Annotated in this window: 16 protein-coding genes; 12 read left to right on the forward strand and 4 right to left on the reverse strand. The window is 70.6% G+C overall.

The genetic code is table 11. From position 1 onward, the window contains the following. The 4 genes from ACF1GV_RS34085 to ACF1GV_RS34100 all read left to right on the forward strand — a co-directional run. Positions 1-786 (forward strand): vitamin B12 dependent-methionine synthase activation domain-containing protein (locus ACF1GV_RS34085; RefSeq protein WP_391688721.1); only part of this gene is annotated, 786 nt, incomplete at its 5' end. Positions 787-911: 125 nt separating this feature from the next. Beyond that, positions 912-1,613 carry an HAD family hydrolase gene (locus ACF1GV_RS34090; RefSeq protein WP_391688724.1) on the forward strand — a complete coding sequence of 234 codons (702 nt, stop codon included), beginning with the start codon at positions 912-914 and terminating at the stop codon, positions 1,611-1,613. A gap of 433 nt (positions 1,614-2,046) precedes the next feature. Beyond that, positions 2,047-3,651 (forward strand): ABC transporter substrate-binding protein, encoded by a 1,605-nt coding sequence (locus ACF1GV_RS34095; protein WP_391688727.1) that lies wholly within the window; start codon positions 2,047-2,049, stop codon positions 3,649-3,651. Between the two features lie 69 nt (positions 3,652-3,720). Next, the gene (locus ACF1GV_RS34100; protein WP_391688730.1) at positions 3,721-5,301 is read left to right on the forward strand and encodes an ABC transporter substrate-binding protein; all 1,581 of its coding nucleotides are present in this window, start codon (positions 3,721-3,723) and stop codon (positions 5,299-5,301) included. Between the two features lie 106 nt (positions 5,302-5,407). Here ACF1GV_RS34100 and ACF1GV_RS34105 read toward each other — a convergent pair whose 3' ends face one another. Next, positions 5,408-6,079: a response regulator gene (locus tag ACF1GV_RS34105; RefSeq protein WP_391688733.1), complete on the reverse strand. Its 672-nt coding sequence runs from the start codon at positions 6,077-6,079 to the stop codon at positions 5,408-5,410. A 120-nt stretch (positions 6,080-6,199) separates the two neighbouring features. Continuing rightward, positions 6,200-7,345, reverse strand: a complete 1,146-nt coding sequence (locus ACF1GV_RS34110) for a RecB family exonuclease (protein WP_391688736.1) — start codon at positions 7,343-7,345, stop codon at positions 6,200-6,202. Positions 7,346-7,525: 180 nt separating this feature from the next. Between ACF1GV_RS34110 and ACF1GV_RS34115 the strand changes: the two genes are divergently transcribed. The 3 genes from ACF1GV_RS34115 to ACF1GV_RS34125 all read left to right on the forward strand — a co-directional run bounded on the left by ACF1GV_RS34115 (position 7,526) and on the right by ACF1GV_RS34125 (position 11,023). After that, positions 7,526-9,247, forward strand: a complete 1,722-nt coding sequence (locus tag ACF1GV_RS34115; RefSeq protein ID WP_391688739.1) for a site-2 protease family protein — start codon at positions 7,526-7,528, stop codon at positions 9,245-9,247. 64 nt (positions 9,248-9,311) lie between these two features. Further along, positions 9,312-10,214: a tRNA (adenine-N1)-methyltransferase gene (locus ACF1GV_RS34120; RefSeq protein ID WP_363264892.1), complete on the forward strand. Its 903-nt coding sequence runs from the start codon at positions 9,312-9,314 to the stop codon at positions 10,212-10,214. 242 nt (positions 10,215-10,456) lie between these two features. After that, complete coding sequence (locus ACF1GV_RS34125; RefSeq protein ID WP_391688742.1) at positions 10,457-11,023, forward strand: hypothetical protein; 567 nt, start codon at positions 10,457-10,459, stop codon at positions 11,021-11,023. Positions 11,024-11,138: 115 nt separating this feature from the next. On the opposite strand, the gene ACF1GV_RS34130 is transcribed toward ACF1GV_RS34125, so the two are convergent. Beyond that, complete coding sequence (locus tag ACF1GV_RS34130; RefSeq protein WP_391688744.1) at positions 11,139-11,438, reverse strand: ferredoxin; 300 nt, start codon at positions 11,436-11,438, stop codon at positions 11,139-11,141. Positions 11,439-11,688: 250 nt separating this feature from the next. Between ACF1GV_RS34130 and arc the strand changes: the two genes are divergently transcribed. From arc to prcA, 5 genes are all read left to right on the forward strand, one after another. After that, positions 11,689-13,455 carry a proteasome ATPase gene (gene arc, locus ACF1GV_RS34135; RefSeq protein WP_363264895.1) on the forward strand — a complete coding sequence of 589 codons (1,767 nt, stop codon included), beginning with the start codon at positions 11,689-11,691 and terminating at the stop codon, positions 13,453-13,455. A 243-nt stretch (positions 13,456-13,698) separates the two neighbouring features. Further along, the gene (gene dop, locus ACF1GV_RS34140) at positions 13,699-15,210 is read left to right on the forward strand and encodes a depupylase/deamidase Dop (RefSeq protein ID WP_391688748.1); all 1,512 of its coding nucleotides are present in this window, start codon (positions 13,699-13,701) and stop codon (positions 15,208-15,210) included. Between the two features lie 190 nt (positions 15,211-15,400). After that, on the forward strand, positions 15,401-15,619 hold the full coding sequence (locus ACF1GV_RS34145; protein ID WP_181794039.1) for a ubiquitin-like protein Pup: 219 nt from the start codon (positions 15,401-15,403) through the stop codon (positions 15,617-15,619). Positions 15,620-15,840: 221 nt separating this feature from the next. After that, complete coding sequence (prcB, locus tag ACF1GV_RS34150) at positions 15,841-16,686, forward strand: proteasome subunit beta (RefSeq protein ID WP_391688752.1); 846 nt, start codon at positions 15,841-15,843, stop codon at positions 16,684-16,686. Positions 16,687-16,750: 64 nt separating this feature from the next. Next, entirely contained in the window at positions 16,751-17,488 is a 738-nt protein-coding gene (gene prcA, locus ACF1GV_RS34155) for a proteasome subunit alpha (RefSeq protein WP_391688755.1), read from the forward strand. Between the two features lie 52 nt (positions 17,489-17,540). Here prcA and ACF1GV_RS34160 read toward each other — a convergent pair whose 3' ends face one another. Then, positions 17,541-18,563, reverse strand: a complete 1,023-nt coding sequence (locus ACF1GV_RS34160; RefSeq protein ID WP_391688758.1) for a LacI family DNA-binding transcriptional regulator — start codon at positions 18,561-18,563, stop codon at positions 17,541-17,543. Positions 18,564-18,572 lie beyond the last annotated feature (9 nt).

The following is an 18,572-nucleotide window of genomic DNA, read 5'->3' on the forward strand; positions in this document are numbered from 1 at the left end:
CCGCCGTTCTGGGGCACCCGCGTGATCAAGGGCATCCAGCTCAAGGAGTACGCCTCCTGGCTCGACGAAGGCGCCCTGTTCAAGGGCCAATGGGGGCTGAAGCAGGCCCGCACCGGCGAGGGCCCCACGTACGAGGAGCTGGTCGAGACCGAGGGCCGGCCCCGGCTGCGCGGCCTGCTGGAGCGGCTCCAGACGGAGAACCTGCTGGAGGCGGCCGTCGTCTACGGCTACTTCCCGTGCGTGTCGAAGGACGACGACCTGATCGTCCTCGACGAGGCCGGGAACGAGCGCACCCGCTTCACCTTCCCGCGCCAGCGCCGCGGCCGCCGGCTCTGCCTGGCCGACTTCTTCCGCCCGGAGGAGTCGGGGGAGACCGACGTGGTCGGCTTCCAGGTCGTCACCGTCGGCTCGCGCATCGGTGAGGAGACCGCCCGTCTCTTCGAGGCCAACGCCTACCGCGACTACCTGGAGCTGCACGGCCTGTCCGTCCAGCTGGCCGAGGCCCTCGCCGAGTACTGGCACGCGCGCGTGCGTTCCGAGCTCGGCTACGCCGGGGAGGACCCGGACGAGATCCAGGGCATGTTCGAGCTGAAGTACCGCGGTGCCCGCTTCTCGCTCGGCTACGGCGCCTGCCCCGAGCTGGAGGACCGCGCCAAGATCGCGGATCTGCTCCAGCCGGAGCGCATCGGCGTGCACCTGTCGGAGGAGTTCCAGCTCCACCCCGAGCAGTCCACGGACGCCATCGTGATCCACCACCCGGAGGCGAAGTACTTCAACGCACGGTGACCCCGTTCGACGGGCTGCGACCGGCATCTCGGGCACGTCGATCGAAAACGTCGTACACTGGTCGGTCCAGCGCAGGCCGGTTCCCCTCGGGAACCGGCCTGATCGTCCCCAAGGAGGTACGCCGGATGACGACGACGGTCCCCGCGCTCGGTACCAAGACGGCCGAAGGCTCCGCACTGCAGGCCGTGCTCCTGGACATGGACGGCACCCTGGTGGACACCGAGGGCTTCTGGTGGGACGTCGAGGTCGAGGTGTTCGCCTCCCTCGGCCATGCCCTCGACGACTCATGGCGTCATGTCGTGGTCGGCGGTCCCATGACCCGCAGCGCGGGGTTCCTGATCGAGGCGACGGGCGCCGACATCCCCCTCGCCGAGCTGACCGTCCTGCTCAACCAGGGCTTCGAGGACCTTATCGGCGACGCCCTGCCGCTGATGCCCGGCGCGGCCCGGCTGCTGGCAGAGCTGCACGAGCAGGCCGTGCCCACGGCCCTGGTCTCCGCCTCCCACCGCCGCATCATCGACCGCGTGCTGACCACGCTCGGCCCCCACCACTTCTCGCTGAGCATCGCAGGCGACGAGGTCTCCCGCACCAAGCCGCACCCCGACCCCTATCTCCTCGCGGCGGCAGGGCTGGGCGTCGATCCGGCGCGCTGCGCGGTCGTCGAGGACACCGCGACCGGAGTCGCGGCGGCCGAGGCCGCGGGCTGCCACGTCGTCGCGGTGCCCTCCGTGGCACCCATCGGCCCGGCCGCCCGGCGCACTGTCGTGACCTCCCTGGAAGAAGTCGATCTCGCTTTTCTGCGTGGCCTGATGACGCATATGCGGTAACCGTTCACCCAGCGTGTCCCGCCCATCGGCGGGGAATTCCGCTCACGGGCAGCGGGGCGCGCTCCGGTGAATTCCCGGCGTGCGGTGGAGCGGGAATTGCGCCCCCCGTGCACCCTGCACGCGTGTGACGTTCCCCACGCCAGAAGGGTTCGGGAAGGGGTGGGCCCCTGGCTGTCCACCCCCAACGGCGGCTGCGGCGCGGACCCTTGTGTCCCGATTGATGAAACCCTGCACGAATCCTTCCCCTGTCGGGTTTTCGTTGTGTCCCCGCCCGGTTTCGCAGCGTGATGGGGCCTGAACTCCACGGCCCGCGAACCGCCCCTCGGGCGCGGACTAATCTCATCGCGAGAACATCGCCCCTTACCCCCGTGCTCCGCTGCGACACCCCTGCATGCGGGATACACGGAGTCAGACGCTCTGGAGAAACTCGAGCATGAACCGCAAGACTCTGGTGCTGCCGGCCATGGCCGGCCTGCTCGCCCCCGTACTCGCCGCCTGCGGCGGGACCCACGCGGGCAGCGGCGGCGGAGACGCCATCGCCGTCGGCACCACCGACCGGTTCACCGCCACCGAGGACGCCCCGGCTCCGCTCGACCCGGCCTACGCCTACGACGTCGGCAGCTGGAACATCCTGCGCCAGACCGTGCAGACCCTGATGACCCTGCCCAAGGGCGGCGGCCAGCCGACGCCCGAGGCGGCCCAGAGCTGTGGCTTCACCGACAGCGGCAACGAGCGCTACGCCTGCAAGCTGCGCGACGGACTGACGTTCTCCAACGGGGACGCCGTCACCGCCAACGCCGTGAAGTACTCCATCGACCGGGCCCGCGCCATCCAGGCCGACTCCGGCGTGGCCGCCCTGCTGTCCACCGTCGACACCGTCGAGACGCAGGGCGACAAGGAGGTCGTCTTCCACCTGAAGACGTCCGACGCGACCTTCCCGTACAAGCTGTCCACCCCCGTCGCGGGCATCATCGACCCTGCCGACTACCCCAAGGACAAGCTGCGCGAAGGGTTCTCGGTGGACGGCTCCGGGCCGTACACCCTCAAGGCCGAGACCGACGGCGACTCCATGACCAAGGCCGTGTTCACCAAGAACCCCGACTACAAGGGTTCCTTGACCGTGAACAACAGCAAGGTCGAGCTGGTCTCCTTCGACACCGCCGACGCCATGGGCACGGCGCTGGAGAAGGGCGACATCGACCTCATGAGCCGCACCATGTCCCCGGACCAGGTGCGCAAGCTCTCCGGCGGCTCCGGCAAGAACATCGACCTGGTGAGCATGCCCGGCCTGGAGATCCGCTACCTCGCCTTCAACACCAACGCGCAGTCCGTCAAGGACAAGGCCGTGCGCAGGGCCGTCGCCCAGGTCGTCGACCGAGGCGCCCTGGTCTCGCAGGTGTACGGCACCCAGGCCGAGCCGCTGTACTCGCTGGTCCCGGCGACCGTCACCGGCCACTCCAACTCGTTCTTCAACAAGTACGGCGACCCCAGCGCCGCCAAGGCCAAGTCGCTGCTGGAGAAGGCCGGCATCTCCACCCCGGTCAAGCTGACCCTGCACTACACCACCGACCACTACGGCGCGGTCACCAAGCGGGAGTTCGAGGTGCTCCAGCAGCAGCTCAACTCCAGCGGCCTGTTCGACGTCCAGATCCAGGGCACGTCCTGGGACGCCTTCGTCCCCGCCGAGCGCAAGGGCGCCTACGACGTGTGGGGCATGGGCTGGTTCCCGGACTTCCCGGACGCCGACAACTACCTCGCGCCGTTCCTCGACAAGGACAACTTCCTCAAGTCGCCGTACCGGAACAGTGAGATCATCAACCAGCTGATCCCGCAGTCCCGGCGTGAGGCCGACCGGCTCGCCGCCGCGAAGAGCCTGACGGACATCCAGGACATCGTGGCCGACGACGTGCCCGTCCTGCCGCTGTGGCAGGGTAAGCAGTACGTCGCCGCCCGCGACGACATCACGGGCACCGCCTACGCGTTGAACAACACCTCGACCCTGCAGCTGTGGGAGCTCGGCCGCGGTGTGAGCGGCTGACGCACCCTGTGCCCGGGGCCCGTCGACGGGCCCCGGGCTGTCGGAGAACCGAAGACAAGGCACACGTACGTGAACATGCGCAACCAGTGGCCGGTCCTGCCCCTCGTGGCCGGGCTGGCCTCCGGCCTGTTGACCGGATGTGGAACGGAGGACGGCGATTCCGGGGGAACCGGCTCCGCCGTGGTGATGGGGATGTCCGACGACGTCCTGGCCACGGACCCCGCCTCGGGCTACGACCCGGGTTCCTGGCTGTTGTTCAACAACGTCTTCCAGTCGCTGCTGAGCTTCCCGGAAGGAGCCACCGAGCCGCAGCCGGAGGCGGCGAAGCAGTGCGGCTTCACCGACACCCAGGCCCAGGTCTACCGGTGCACCCTCAAGGACGACCTGAAGTTCAGCAACGGTGACCCGCTCACCTCGAAGGACGTGAAGTTCTCCTTCGACCGCATGCTGAAGATCAACGACCCCGCCGGCCCGGCGATCATGTTCCCGTCGCTCGCCTCGGTGGAGACACCGGACGACAAGACGGTCGTCTTCCAGCTCAAGACCTCCGACGCGACCTTCCCCAGCAAGATCGCCTCGGGCGCCGGATCCATCGTCGACCACGGCCAGTACGACGCGAACGGCCTGCGCAAGGACGGCAAGGCCGTCGGCTCCGGCCCCTACAAGCTGGACTCCTTCAACGACGAAGAGGCCGTCTTCTCGGTCAACGGCAACTACCAGGGCACCGCCAAGGTGAAGAACTCCGGCGTCACGCTGAAGTTCTTCCACGGCGACCAGAGCGCCCTGAAGCAGGCCCTCCTCGACGGCAAGGTCGACGCCGCCTACCGAGGCCTGAGCGCGGCCGACATCGCCGACATCCAAAAGAGCGGCGGCAGTTCGGGCGTCGAGGTGGTCGAGGGCAGCAGCGCCGAGGTCCAGCACCTGGTCTTCAACATGAACGACCCCGTCGCCGGAAAGGCCGGGGTGCGCAAGGCCATCGCCCACCTTCTCGACCGCGACGCCCTCATCCGGGACGTCTACCAGGGCACCGCCACGCCGCTGTACTCGATCATCCCGGCCGGTATCGCGGGCCACACCACGTCCTTCTTCAACACCTACGGCGCCCGCCCCTCCAAGGCCAAGGCCAAGGAGGCCCTGCGCGCCGCCGGCATCACCGGCAAGGTCAAGCTCACCCTGTGGTCCACGCCGTCCCGCTACGGCCCCGCCACCGACGCCGAGCTGAAGGCGATAGCCGACCAGCTCAACGCCAGCGGGCTGTTCGAGGCCGACGTGAAGTCGGTGGCCTTCGACCAGTACGAGAAGGACATCGCGGCCGGCAAGTACGGCGTCTACGTCAAGGGCTGGGTGCCCGACTACCCCGACGCCGACAACTTCACGGCCCCCTTCTTCGGCCAGGGCAACGTGCTGGGCAACAACTACGGCAACAAGACCATCACCGGCAGGCTCATTCCGCGCACCGCGGCACAGAGCGACCGCGCCTCCACCGACAAGGAATACGGCGAGCTGCAGGACATCGTCGCCGACGACGTGCCGGTCCTGCCCGTGTGGCAGGGCAAGCAGTACGCGGTGGTGCGCGACGGCGTCTACGGCCTCGAGTCCTGCCTCGACGCCTCGACGGTGTTCCGCTTCTGGCAGCTGCACAAGAGCTGAACGCCTTCCCTCTGGCCAGGGCCTGAGCGGCAGCTCACGCAACAAGGGCGCCCCCGCCCCCGGATGACCGGGGGCAGGGGCGCCCTTGTGTCGCGTGCGGGATGTTCTACTGCGCGCCGGGGCGCACCAGGCCGCTCTCGTAGGCGTACACCGCGGCCTGTACGCGGTCGCGCAGGCCCAGCTTCGTCAGGACATGGCCCACATGCGTCTTGACGGTGGTCTCGCTGACGAACAGGTCGGCGGCGATCTCCGCGTTCGACAGGCCGCGCGCCACCAGCTTCAGCACCTCGACCTCACGGTCGGTCAGCGTGTGCAGCGTGTCCGGGACCGGCTCCTCGCCGGAGGGAAGATGGGTGGCGTACTTGTCCAGCAGCCGCCGGGTGATGCTCGGCGCGAGCATCGCCTCGCCGCCGGCCACCACGCGGATCGCCTGCACCAGCTCGTTCGCGGGCGCGTCCTTGAGCAGGAAGCCGCTCGCCCCCGCCCGCAGCGCCTCCACCACGTACTCGTCGAGGTCGAAGGTGGTCAGCACCAGCACCTTGGCCGGGCCGTTGCGCTCCGGCCCGGTGATCTGCCGGGTCGCCTCCACCCCGTCCATCCGGGGCATGCGGATGTCCATCAGTACGACGTCGGGCTGCAGGGCGCGCACCTGGTCGAGCGCCTGGAGGCCGTCCCCGGCCTCGCCGACGACCGCGATGTCCTGCTCGGCCTCCAGGATCATCCGGAAGCCCGTACGCAGCAGCGGCTGGTCGTCGACCAGTAGGACACGGATGGTCACGTAAGTCTCCTTCGCTCGTCCGGGCCCATTCTGCCCTGCGCCCGCCGCCCGTCTTCCCCAGGGGCGCGCCCGCGCCGATCATGCGTGGCCGGGCTTCGCCCTCTGGGAAGGACCGGTGGCTCAGGCGCCGCCGGAACCGGGCGTGCGCACCGGGAGCGGATACGGCGGGGGAGTGCCGCCGAACTCCGGGCAGTGCGCCTGGTGGTCGCACCAGCCGCACAGCTTGGTCGGCCGCGGCCGCCACTCACCGGTCTCGGTGGCCTGCCGGATCGCCTCCCACAGCGCCAGCAGCTTGCGCTCCACCCGCTCCAGGTCGGCGAGGTCCGGGTCGTAGGTCAGGACGTCCCCGCTGCCGAGGTAGACCAGCTGCAACCGCCGCGGAACGACGTTCTTCAGACGCCACACGACGAGGGCGTAGAACTTCATCTGGAACAGCGCGCCCTCGGCGTACTCGGGCCGGGGCGCCTTGCCGGTCTTGTAGTCGACGATCCGCACTTCCCCGGTCGGCGCGACGTCCACCCGGTCGATGATCCCGCGCAGGGTCAGCCCGGACTCCAGCTCGGCCTCGACGAACAGCTCGCGCTCCGCGGGCTCCAGACGCGTCGGATCCTCCAGCGTGAACCAGCGCTCCACGAGCTGCTCGGCCTCCGCCAGCCACTGCGCCAGCCGCTCGCCCTGCGGATCGTCGGCGAACAGCTCGGTGACCTCCGGACGGCTCTCCCGCAGCCGCTCCCACTGACCCGGGATGAGCGACTTGGCGCGCGGCGCGGTCCGCTCGGCCGCCGGGGCGTCGAAGAGCCGCTCCAGCACCGCGTGCACCAGCGTGCCCCGCGTGGCCGCCGCGCTCGGCTTCTCCGGCAGCCGGTCGATCACCCGGAACCGGTACAGCAACGGGCACTGCATGAAGTCGCCGGCGCGGGAGGGCGACAGGCTGACGGGCGCGGCACGCTCCGGCCGCGGTGCGGCGGGGGCGGCGGCCTCCGGGTGCCCGTCCTCGGAGGAGGAGAGGGACGCCTCGGACAGCGCCTCGCCACCGGCCGGGGTCACCGTGGTGCCGGCGGGGACAGCGGCGTCGGGGGACGCGTCGGCTGCGGGCCGTATCGACGGCGTGTCCGCCGCCGCGACCCCGTGCCCCGCCTCCTGGCCCGGCACCGTCGCGGCGAGCGGCCCGTGCGCCCTCGCCACGCCTGGCGCCTCGGACGGCGGCGGCACCGTCTCGGTGTCGCCGCCGCCCGGCCCGGCCGTTCCCTCGCTGCTCGTCTCCATGCCCCAAGACCTTACGGCCCGCCACTGACAGTGACCCAACCCGCGACACCCGGCGGGCGGGGTACGGCACGGCGAACACGGGGGGTGCCGGGGCGGAACGCGCCGCGACGGACGCATACCATCGACCCGAGACCGCTTCCGGCCCGCCGGTTCGGAAGACGCTTCGAACGAGGGGACACCGTGGACGAGAGCGGCCGGAGCGCGCAGCCGCGGTCGGGCGACGACGAGGCGGCCGAGCACCACGCCGGCCCGCCCACCCCACCCGCCGCCCCCGCACACCCCGAGCCCACCGGCTCCCACGGGCCGTCCGACCAGGGCGAGCAGAAGGCCACCCCCGCGCCCGCCTCCGGCGCCGAGCCCCCCGAGCCCGCGCCCACCGCCCCGGACGCCCCCGCCGCACGCCCCGGCAGTGAGCCGGCCGCCCCCGGCGACGCGCCCGCCCCCCGCACCTCGGCAGCCGAGAACCCCGCCTCCCGCCCCGGCGGACGGCCGGAGCCCGCCGAGACCCCCGGGACCGAGCCCGAGGCTCCGGGGACCGAGCCCACCACGCCGGCCCCCGGCCAGGGCACCGCGGGCGAACGACCCACCCCCGCCGCCCCCCACGACCCTCCGCACCACGCCCCCGCCCCCCACAACCCCCCGCACCCGCAGCACCCGCCCGCTGCCGATCCGCGCGATCAGCACCCCGACCGCAGCCACGCCCACGGGGGAGCCGGCGCAGGATCCGGCGGACGCTCCCCGCGGCCGCCGGAGCCGCGCAGCGGGCTGCTCATGGGCCGCCCCTTCGGCGTGCCCGTGTACGTCGCGCCCAGCTGGTTCCTCGTCGCCGCGCTGATCACCTGGGTGTTCGGCGGGCAGCTCGACCGCGTGCTGCCCGAGCTCGGCGCCGCCCGCTACCTCGTCTCCCTCTTCTTCGCCGTCGCCTTCTACGCCTCCGTGCTCGTGCACGAGCTGGCCCACACCGTCGCCGCCCTGCACTTCAAGCTCCCGGTGCGCCGCATCCGGCTGCAGTTCTTCGGCGGGGTCAGCGAGATCGAGAAGGAGGCCGAGACCCCCGGACGGGAGTTCGTGCTGGCCTTCGTCGGCCCGCTGCTGTCCCTCGTCCTGGCCGGCGTCTTCTATCTCGCCATGCAGCCCGTCGAGCCCGGCACCGTCCCCGGCGTCCTGCTGGCCGGCCTGATGATCTCCAACCTCATCGTGGCGATCTTCAACTTCCTGCCCGGCCTGCCCCTCGACGGCGGCCGCATGCTCCGCGCCGTCGTCTGGAAGATCACCGGCAAGCCCATGAGCGGCACCATCGCCGCCGCCTGGGTCGGCCGCGCCCTCGCCGTCTCCGTCCTGATCGGCCTGCCGCTGCTCACCCAGTCCGGCGCCCTCGGCTCCAGCGCCGAGGACAGCGTCGGCATGGACACCGTCACCGACGCCCTGCTCGCCGCCATCCTCGCCGCGATCATCTGGACCGGCGCCGGCAACAGCCTGCGCGTCGCCCGCCTGCGCGAGCACCTGCCCGAACTGCGCGCCCGCAACCTCACCCGGCGCGCGGTCCCCGTCCACACCGACACCCCGCTCTCCGAGGCCCTGCGCCGCGCCAACGACGCCGGCGCCCGCGCCCTCGTCGTCGTCGACACCGACGGCGAACCCCTCTCCCTTGTCCGCGAGGCCGCCATCGTCGGCGTCCCCGAACACCGCCGCCCCTGGGTCGCCGTCAGCAACCTCGCCCAGGACCTCACCGAGGGCATGCGGGTCTCCGCCGAACTCGCCGGTGAGGACCTCCTGGAAGTCCTGCGCGCCACCCCCGCCACCGAATACCTCGTGGTCGAGGACACCGGCGAGATCTACGGCGTCCTGTCCGCCGCCGACGTCGAGCGCGCCTTCGTCAAGGCCATGGCCCGGCCCAGCTGAACCCCGCTCTCCCCCCGCGCGGGGTGTGGTCCGCGGCCCCCGCAAACCCCGGTAGGCTGGTCACATGTCCGAACCGACCGGTGCCGCCCGCCGCCGCGGGCCCTTCAAGGTCGGGGACCAGGTACAGCTGACCGACCCAAAGGGCCGCCACTACACGTTCACGCTCGAGGCCGGGAAGAACTTCCACACCCACAAGGGGAGCTTCCCGCACGACGAACTGATCGGCGCTCCCGAGGGCAGCGTTGTCCGCACCACCGGCAACGTCGCCTACCTCGCGCTGCGCCCCCTGCTCCCCGACTACGTCCTGTCCATGCCCCGCGGGGCCGCCGTCGTCTACCCGAAGGACGCGGGGCAGATCCTCGCCTTCGCCGACATCTTCCCCGGCGCCCGCGTCGTGGAGGCCGGCGTCGGCTCCGGCTCGCTCAGCAGCTTCCTGCTGCGGGCCATCGGCGACCAGGGCATGCTGCACAGCTACGAGCGGCGTGAGGACTTCGCCGAGATCGCCAAGCAGAACGTGGAGCGCTACTTCGGCGGCCCGCACCCGGCCTGGCAGCTCACCGTCGGCGACCTCCAGGACAACCTGTCCGACACCGAGGTCGACCGCGTCATCCTCGACATGCTCGCCCCCTGGGAGTGCCTGGAGGCCGTCTCCAAGGCGCTGGTGCCCGGCGGCATCGTCTGCTGCTACGTCGCCACCACCACCCAGCTCGCCCGGACCGTGGAGTCCATCCGGGAGATCGGCGGCTTCAACGAGCCGACCGCCTGGGAGACCATGATCCGCAACTGGCACATCGAGGGCCTGGCCGTACGCCCCGACCACCGGATGATCGGCCACACCGGCTTCCTCCTCACCGCCCGCCGCCTCGCCGACGGCGTCGAGCCGCCCATGCGCCGCCGCCGCCCCGCCAAGGGCGCCTACGGCGAGGACTACAGCGGCCCCAACGCCGACGGCGGCCTCGGCCGCTGAGGCAGTCTCACCCCGGCAACGCACCGGCGCCGTGGCCGAGTTCCCGCACCCCGCGCGGAACTCGGCCACGGCGCCGTCGTCTTGAAGCCGCGTGCCGTCCTCTCGAAGCCGCGGCCCCGCCGTCCTGTAACCGCGTCGCACCGGCAGGAAGGCAAGGCGTACCCCGCCGTTCCGCCGTACTGTGACGTGTGGCACCATGCTGGCCACCCCCACCGGCACAGCCCTCACGGGAGACACTCCTAGTGCAGCAATCCGCCGTCCCGGAACTGGCCCACACGCACACCCGCCCCATCCACTGGCTCGCGACCGCCACCGCCCTGGCCGGTGTCGTCGCGCTCTCCTCCCTGCTGCAACCCCGCACGGCCACGGCTGCCCCGACACCGGGCGCGGAAACCACCACCCTGGCCGCCCCCGCCACCACCGGCGTGGACTTCCCCCTGGACTGCGGCCCCGTCAAGGCCGTCGTCGTGAAGCAGGCCACCGGCGACCTCGACGGCGACCACCGGCCCGAGACCGTCGCGGTCGTGCACTGTGACGCCCCCATGGGCACCCCGCCCGACGGCGTCTACGTCCTCACACGCGCGTCCGGCACCGGCCGGCCGCGCCTCGTGGCGACCCTGGCCGACCCCAAGGACCGCACCAACGTCAGCGACATCGCCGTACGCGACAAAACCGTGCACGCCACCCTGCTCGGTTACTCCTCCGACGACGTGCCCGCCTGCTGCCCCGACGTACGGAAGAGCGTGAAGTGGCACTGGGAGGACGGCGCGTTCGTCCGCTCGACGCCCGCGGCGGCGCACAGCGTGTGACCCGCGCCGTGCCGGTGTGAGGAATCAGACATACCGCAGGGCGGTCACGCGCGCGTGGCGCGTGACCGCCCTCGGAAGCGTCTTGAAGACGACTTAACGCCCGGCGCCCGGACGGTCACTCGGCGTCCGGGCCGTACACCTCGACCCGGTCCGCGACCCGGCGTACGTGGATGCACTCGCCCGGACACTCGCGGGCCGAGTCCACCACGTCCGTCAGCAGCGGCAGCGGCACCGGCACCGTCGCGCCCGGCGCCTGCAGCAGCTCCTCGCCGGCGCCCTTGACGTAGGCCAGACCGTCGATGTCCAGCTCGAACACCTCCGGCGCGTACTGGGCGCAGATGCCGTCGCCGGTACACAGGTCCTGATCGATCCAGACCTCCAGCGCCTCGCCCGCGGACGCGGCCTCCTGCTGCACGACTCACCTCTCCTGCCGTTTACGGTCGAGCCGCACGGGAACGATGCAGGCTCTGACGGGTGTTGAACGCTTCGACCCTACCTGGGCCCGCTTCCCCACCACGTTCAGTGGGTATTCCCCTGGCGTGAGGGAGAGCGCAAGGGTGAAGATCGGACACACCCCGACCGTCTTTGTGATCTAGGGGTTTCAATCGACACCCGCCCAGGTAGGGTCTGGAAGCGTCCAGCTCCCCTTGGAGGAGGTGAGGACCGTGGCAGCCCACGACGACGACATTGACCGCGGCATCCGCCCGGGACGCGGGTCCGACGACCCGTCCGGGCAGATTGCCTACCTTGAGCAGGAGATCGCCGTCCTGCGGCGCAAGCTCGCCGACTCTCCGCGACACACGAGGATTCTCGAAGAGCGGATCGTCGAGCTGCAGACCAACCTGGCCGGCGTGTCCGCACAGAACGAGCGGCTCGCCAACACCCTGCGCGAGGCCCGCGACCAGATCGTGGCCCTCAAGGAAGAGGTCGACCGGCTCGCGCAGCCGCCGGCCGGCTTCGGCGTCTTCCTGCAGGCCAACGAGGACGGCACCGCCGACATCTTCACCGGCGGCCGCAAGCTCCGCGTGAACGTCAGCCCCAACGTCGAGCTCGACGACCTCAGGCGTGGCCAGGAGGTCATGCTCAACGAGGCGCTCAACGTGGTCGAGGCCATGGAGTACGAGAGCGTCGGCGACATCGTCACCCTCAAGGAGATCCTCGAGGACGGCGAGCGCGCCCTGGTGCTCGGGCACACCGACGAGGAACGGGTGGTGCGGCTCGCCGAGCCGCTGCTGGACGTGACCATCCGCCCCGGCGATGCGCTCCTGCTCGAACCCCGCTCCGGCTACGTCTACGAGGTCGTGCCCAAGAGCGAGGTCGAGGAACTCGTCCTCGAAGAGGTCCCCGACATCGGTTACGAGGCCATCGGCGGCCTCGGCGGCCAGATCGAAGCCATCCGTGACGCGGTGGAGCTTCCGTACCTGTACCCCGACCTGTTCAAGGAGCACGAACTGCGGCCGCCCAAGGGCGTGCTGCTCTACGGTCCCCCTGGATGTGGTAAGACGCTGATCGCCAAGGCCGTCGCGAACTCGCTGGCCAAGAAGGTCGCCGAGGTCACCGGCCAGGCCGCCGGCAAGAGCTTCTTCCTCAACATCAAGGGCCCCGAGCTGCTGAACAAGTACGTCGGTGAGACCGAGCGGCAGATCCGCCTGGTCTTCCAGCGGGCCCGGGAGAAGGCGTCCGAGGGTACCCCCGTGATCGTCTTCTTCGACGAGATGGAGTCCCTCTTCCGCACCCGTGGCTCCGGCGTCAGCTCGGACGTGGAGAACACCATCGTCCCGCAGCTGCTCGCCGAGATCGACGGCGTGGAAGGCCTGCAGAACGTGGTCGTGATCGGCGCCTCCAACCGCGAGGACATGATCGACCCCGCCATCCTGCGCCCCGGCCGGCTCGACGTGAAGATCAAGATCGAGCGCCCGGACGCCGAGGCCGCCAAGGACATCTTCGGCAAGTACCTCACCGAGCGCCTCCCGCTGCACGGCGACGACCTCGCCGAGCACGGCGGCGACAAGTCGGCCACGGTCCAGGCCATGATCCAGACCGCGGTCGAGCACATGTACGCGGAGTCCGAGGAGAACCGCTTCCTGGAGGTCACCTACGCCAACGGTGACAAGGAAGTCCTCTACTTCAAGGACTTCAACTCCGGCGCCATGATCGAGAACATCGTGGGCCGGGCCAAGAAGATGGCGATCAAGGATTTCCTGGAGAAGACCCAGAAGGGCCTTCGCGTCTCCCACCTCCTCCAGGCGTGCGTGGACGAGTTCAAGGAGAACGAGGACCTCCCGAACACGACCAACCCGGACGACTGGGCCCGGATCTCCGGAAAGAAGGGCGAGCGGATCGTCTACATCCGCACCCTCATCACCGGAAAGCAGGGCGCGGACACCGGACGCTCCATCGACACGGTGGCGAACACCGGTCAGTACCTGTAAAAGCAGGGTGGCTGCGGGTGCCCTCGCCGGGTACCCGCAGCCCGCTGTTTTTTCCGGCCGGATCCGGGGCACAGCACACATGGCAATGACGCAAATGATCTCCCCACCAGCGCAAAGGCGTTCTAGGCTCTTCCGTACCGCCCGGTCGCGCAGTGCGGGGAGGGGCACCGCACACGCACCGGAGCAATCGCGGTACTTGAGCGGCGCCTACGACCGAGGGTGCCGCCGGGCAAGGAGGGCCGCATGACCGTACGGCGAGTAATGGGCATCGAGACGGAGTACGGCATCTCCGTCCCCGGCCACCCCAATGCCAATGCCATGCTCACCTCGTCCCAGATCGTCAACGCCTACGCGGCGGCGATGCACCGGGCCCGCCGTGCCCGCTGGGACTTCGAGGAGGAGAATCCGCTGAGGGACGCGCGGGGCTTCGACCTCGCCCGCGAGGCCGCCGACTCCAGCCAGCTCACCGACGAGGACATCGGCCTGGCCAACGTCATCCTCACCAACGGCGCCCGCCTCTACGTCGACCACGCGCACCCCGAGTACAGCGCCCCCGAGGTCACCAACCCGCGCGACGCCGTCCTGTGGGACAAGGCCGGCGAGCGGATCATGGCGGAAGCCGCGGAGCGGGCCGCCCAGCTCCCCGGTGCCCAGCCGATCCACCTCTACAAGAACAACACCGACAACAAGGGCGCGTCCTACGGCACGCACGAGAACTACCTGATGAAGCGGGAGACCCCCTTCTCGGACATCGTGCGCCACCTGACGCCCTTCTTCATCTCCCGACAGGTCTTCGCCGGCGCCGGTCGCGTCGGCATCGGCCAGGACGGCCACGAGCACGGCTTCCAGCTCAGCCAGCGCGCGGACTACTTCGAGGTCGAGGTCGGCCTGGAGACCACTCTCAAGCGCCCCATCATCAACACCCGCGACGAGCCGCACGCGGACGCCGAGAAGTACCGCCGCCTGCACGTGATCATCGGCGACGCGAACCTGTCGGAGATCTCCACCTACCTCAAGCTCGGCACGACGGCGCTCGTGCTGTCGATGATCGAGGACGGCTTCATCGCGGTCGATCTCGCCGTCGACCAGCCGGTCCGCACGCTGCACCAGGTCTCGCACGACCCCTCCCTCAAGCGCCTGGTCACCCTGCGCAGCGGCCGCACACTCACCGCGGTGCAGCTGCAGATGGAGTACTTCGAGCTGTCCCGCAAGTACGTCGAGGAGCGCTTCGGGGCGGACGCCGACGAACAGACCAAGGACGTGCTCGCACGCTGGGAGGACACCCTCACGCGCCTGGAGAACGACCCGATGAGTCTGGCCGGCGAGCTGGACTGGGTCGCCAAGCGCGAGGTGATGGAGGGCTACCGGCGCCGTGACAGCCTCGACTGGGACGCGGCGCGCCTGCACCTGGTGGACCTCCAGTACGCCGACGTACGCCCCGAGAAGGGCCTGTACAACCGCCTGGTGGCCCGCGGCCGCATGAAGCGGCTGCTGGACGAGGCGGAGGTCGAGCGGGCCATCCAGAAGCCGCCGGAGGACACGCGTGCGTACTTCCGCGGCCGCTGCCTGGAGCAGTACGCCGACGACGTGGCCGCCGCCTCCTGGGACTCGGTCATCTTCGACCTGCCGGGCCGGGACTCCCTCCAGCGGGTCCCAACCCTCGAACCGCTTCGCGGAACGCGAAATCACGTCAAGGAGCTGCTGGACCGCTGTCGCACGGCGGAAGACCTGGTCAGGGTGCTCTCGGGCAGCTGAGGGTACTCGTCGGCCTCCCCGGCCGGAACAGGGTGGAAATGCCCCCGGCCGGGAATCATCGAGGTGGCCCCCGCACGTTGTGGAAACTGCGGGGCCGATGTCGGACCCGGCTTGTAGGGTCTGATCATCACCGATCGGCAGGAATGCCGACCTGTCGACCCATGTCGGGCGAAAGAGCGGGGTGAGGGTTATGGCAACCAAGGACACCGGTGGCGGCCAGCAGAAGGCCACGCGCTCCACGGAGGAGGTCGAGGAGCAGGCGCAGGACGCACAGGCCTCGGACGACCTCAAGGAGCGCCACGAGAAGCTGAGCGACGACGTGGACTCCGTCCTGGACGAGATCGACGACGTCCTCGAGGAGAACGCAGAGGACTTCGTGCGCTCCTTCGTGCAAAAGGGCGGGCAGTAAGCCGGAACTGCCTTCACTTTCGAAGGCGGGGGAGCGGGGTGTGAGCGACCGGTGGGCCCGCGACCCTGTCGTGGACCACCGGTCTTCGCACTCCGCAGGCCGTGCCGGGTGCTCCCCGCCCGAAGGCTTCCGCCGGGGATGTGGATCACCGCCGCGAGCCGGGTAAGGTCCGTGGCATACCAAGCTTCAACCGTTATTTCGGCCTATCCGGAAGGAACCTCGTGGAAGCCAACTCTCGTGGCACCGGGCGTCTACCTGCTGCCTTCCTGACGCCAGGATCCTCCTCCTTCATGGACTTCCTCGCCGAGCACCAGCCGGAGCTGCTGCCGGGCAAGCGCCGGCTGCCTCCGGTCCAGGGTGTGATCGAGGCGCCGCACGGGACGACCATCGTGTCCGCGACGTTCCCGGGCGGCGTGGTGCTGGCCGGCGACCGCCGGGCCACCATGGGCAACGTCATCGCGCAGCGCGACATCGAGAAGGTGTTCCCGGCCGACGAGTACTCTGCCGTCGGCATCGCCGGCACCGCCGGTCTCGCCGTCGAGATGGTCAAGCTCTTCCAGCTCGAACTGGAGCACTTCGAGAAGGTCGAGGGCGCCCAGCTGTCGCTGGAGGGCAAGGCCAACCGCCTGTCGACGATGATCCGTTCCAACCTCGGCATGGCCATGCAGGGCCTGGCCGTGGTGCCCCTGTTCGCGGGGTACGACGTGGACCGCGCCAAGGGCCGCATCTTCTCCTACGACGTCACCGGCGGCCGTACCGAGGAGCGCGGCTTCGCCGCCACCGGCTCGGGTTCGGTCTTCGCCCGGGGCGCGATGAAGAAGCTGTACCGCGAGGACCTCACCGAGGCCGACGCCACGACCCTGGTGGTGCAGGCCCTGTACGACGCGGCAGACGACGACTCGGCGACCGGTGGTCCCGATGTCGCCCGCCGGATCTACCCCATCGTCACCGTGATCACCGAGGACGGTTTCCGCCGGCTCACCGACGACGAGTCCTCCGAGATCGCCCGCTCGGTGCTGCAGCGGCGTCTGGAGCAGCCGGACGGCCCCCGCGCCGCCCTGCTCTGAGGGCCGGGCCCGGATTTGTTGTCAAGGTGATCCAGTGACTTCCACAGAAAGGGACGGATAACCGGTGTCGACGCCGTTCTATGTCTCACCCCAGCAGGCGATGGCCGACCGCGCCGAGTACGCCCGCAAGGGCATCGCGCGTGGCCGCAGCCTGGTCGTCATGCAGTACGCCGACGGCATCGTGTTCGCCGGCGAGAACCCGTCCCGCGCGCTGCACAAGTTCAGCGAGATCTACGACCGGATCGGCTTCGCCGCGGCCGGCAAGTACAACGAGTACGAGAACCTCCGGATCGGTGGCGTCCGCTACGCCGACCTGCGCGGTTACACCTACGACCGGGACGACGTCACCGCCCGGGGTCTGGCCAACGTCTACGCCCAGACGCTGGGCACGATCTTCTCGTCGGCGGCGGAGAAGCCGTACGAGGTGGAGTTGGTCGTGGCCGAGGTGGGGGAGACGCCGGAGGGCGACCAGATCTACCGGCTGCCGCACGACGGCTCGATCGTGGACGAGCACGGCTCGGTGGCGGTCGGCGGCAACGCCGAGCAGATCAGTGGCTTCCTGGACCAGCACCACCGCGACGGCATGAGCCTCGCCGAGGCGCTCCAGCTGGCCGTGCGGGCGCTGTCCCGGGACACCAACGGCACGGAGCGGGAGATCCCCGCCGAGCGTCTCGAGGTGGCGGTGCTGGACCGCACGCGGCCGCAGCAGCGCAAGTTCAAGCGGATCGTCGGCCCGCAGCTCGGCCGGCTGCTGCAGGCGGGCAGCACGGCCACCGAGGCCGAGAGCAGCGACGAGGAGTAGTACCACGCGCGCCACTGCGCCCCGGTCGGTGACGGCCGGGGCGCAGTGGCGTTCAGGAGGCCTTGGGCGGTGCCGTGGAGCCGCGCACCACGAGTTCGACGGGGATGTCCCCGGCGGCGGGTGTGCGGCCCTCCAGGACGGCGAGCAGGGCTCGCATGCCGTGTTCGCCGAACCGCTCGGCGTCCAGTCGTACGGTGGTGAGCTCGGGGTCGATGGCGGTGGCGAGGCCGAGGTCGTCGACGCCGGTGACGGAGACGTCCTCGGGGACGCGCAGGCCGAGCCGGCGCAGTGCCTTGTAGGCGCCGGCGGCGAGCATGTCGTCGTCGCAGACGATCGCGGTCGGGCGCGCCTGCGCCGGGCCGAGCGCGGCTTCGGTGGCGGCCAGCGCGCCGTCGATGGAGATCGGCGCGGGCGCGGGTGCGGCGCGCAGGGACGTCCCCGGTACGGCGCCGATCCGCCGGGCGAGTTCACGCGCGCGTACCTCGAACGTCCAGGAGGGCACGTCGGCCGCGAGGTGCAGGAAGTGCCGGTGGCCGAGGCCGAGGAGGTGCTCGCCGACCTGGCGGACGCCGTCGGCGATGTCCAGGTTGACGGTGGCCGCGCCGAGGCTGCCCGCGGGGTCGCTGTCGAGCATCACCAGGGGCAGCTGGTCGCCGCGGATGGCGGTGAGGGCGTCGGCGGCCATGGAGGAGGCGAGGACGCCGTCCAGGGCGGCCTGGGCGGAGGCGAAGGGGTCGCGGGCCGGGCCGATGCCTTCGGGGGAGGGGTAGAGGACGACGCCGAAGCCATGGTCGGCGGCGACGCGGGCGGCACCGGTGTAGACGCCGGCGAAGAACTCGGTGGTCAGCGCGGGGACGACGAGCAGGACTGTGCGGGTACGGCCGAGGCGCAGATTGCGGGCGGCCAGGTTGGGCCGGTAGGCGAGCTCCCGCGCGGCCTCGCGGACGCGTTCGGCGGTGGCCTCGGAGACCCGGCCGCGCCATTTGTCGCCCAGGACGAGGGAGACGGCGGCCTGCGAGACGCCGGCCGCTTGGGCGACGTCCCGGCTGGTGGGGCGGGTGCTGCCTCGGACCACCGTCCGCTC

It is taken from the genome of Streptomyces sp. NPDC014006 (assembly GCF_043088925.1).
Lineage (GTDB): Bacteria > Actinomycetota > Actinomycetes > Streptomycetales > Streptomycetaceae > Streptomyces.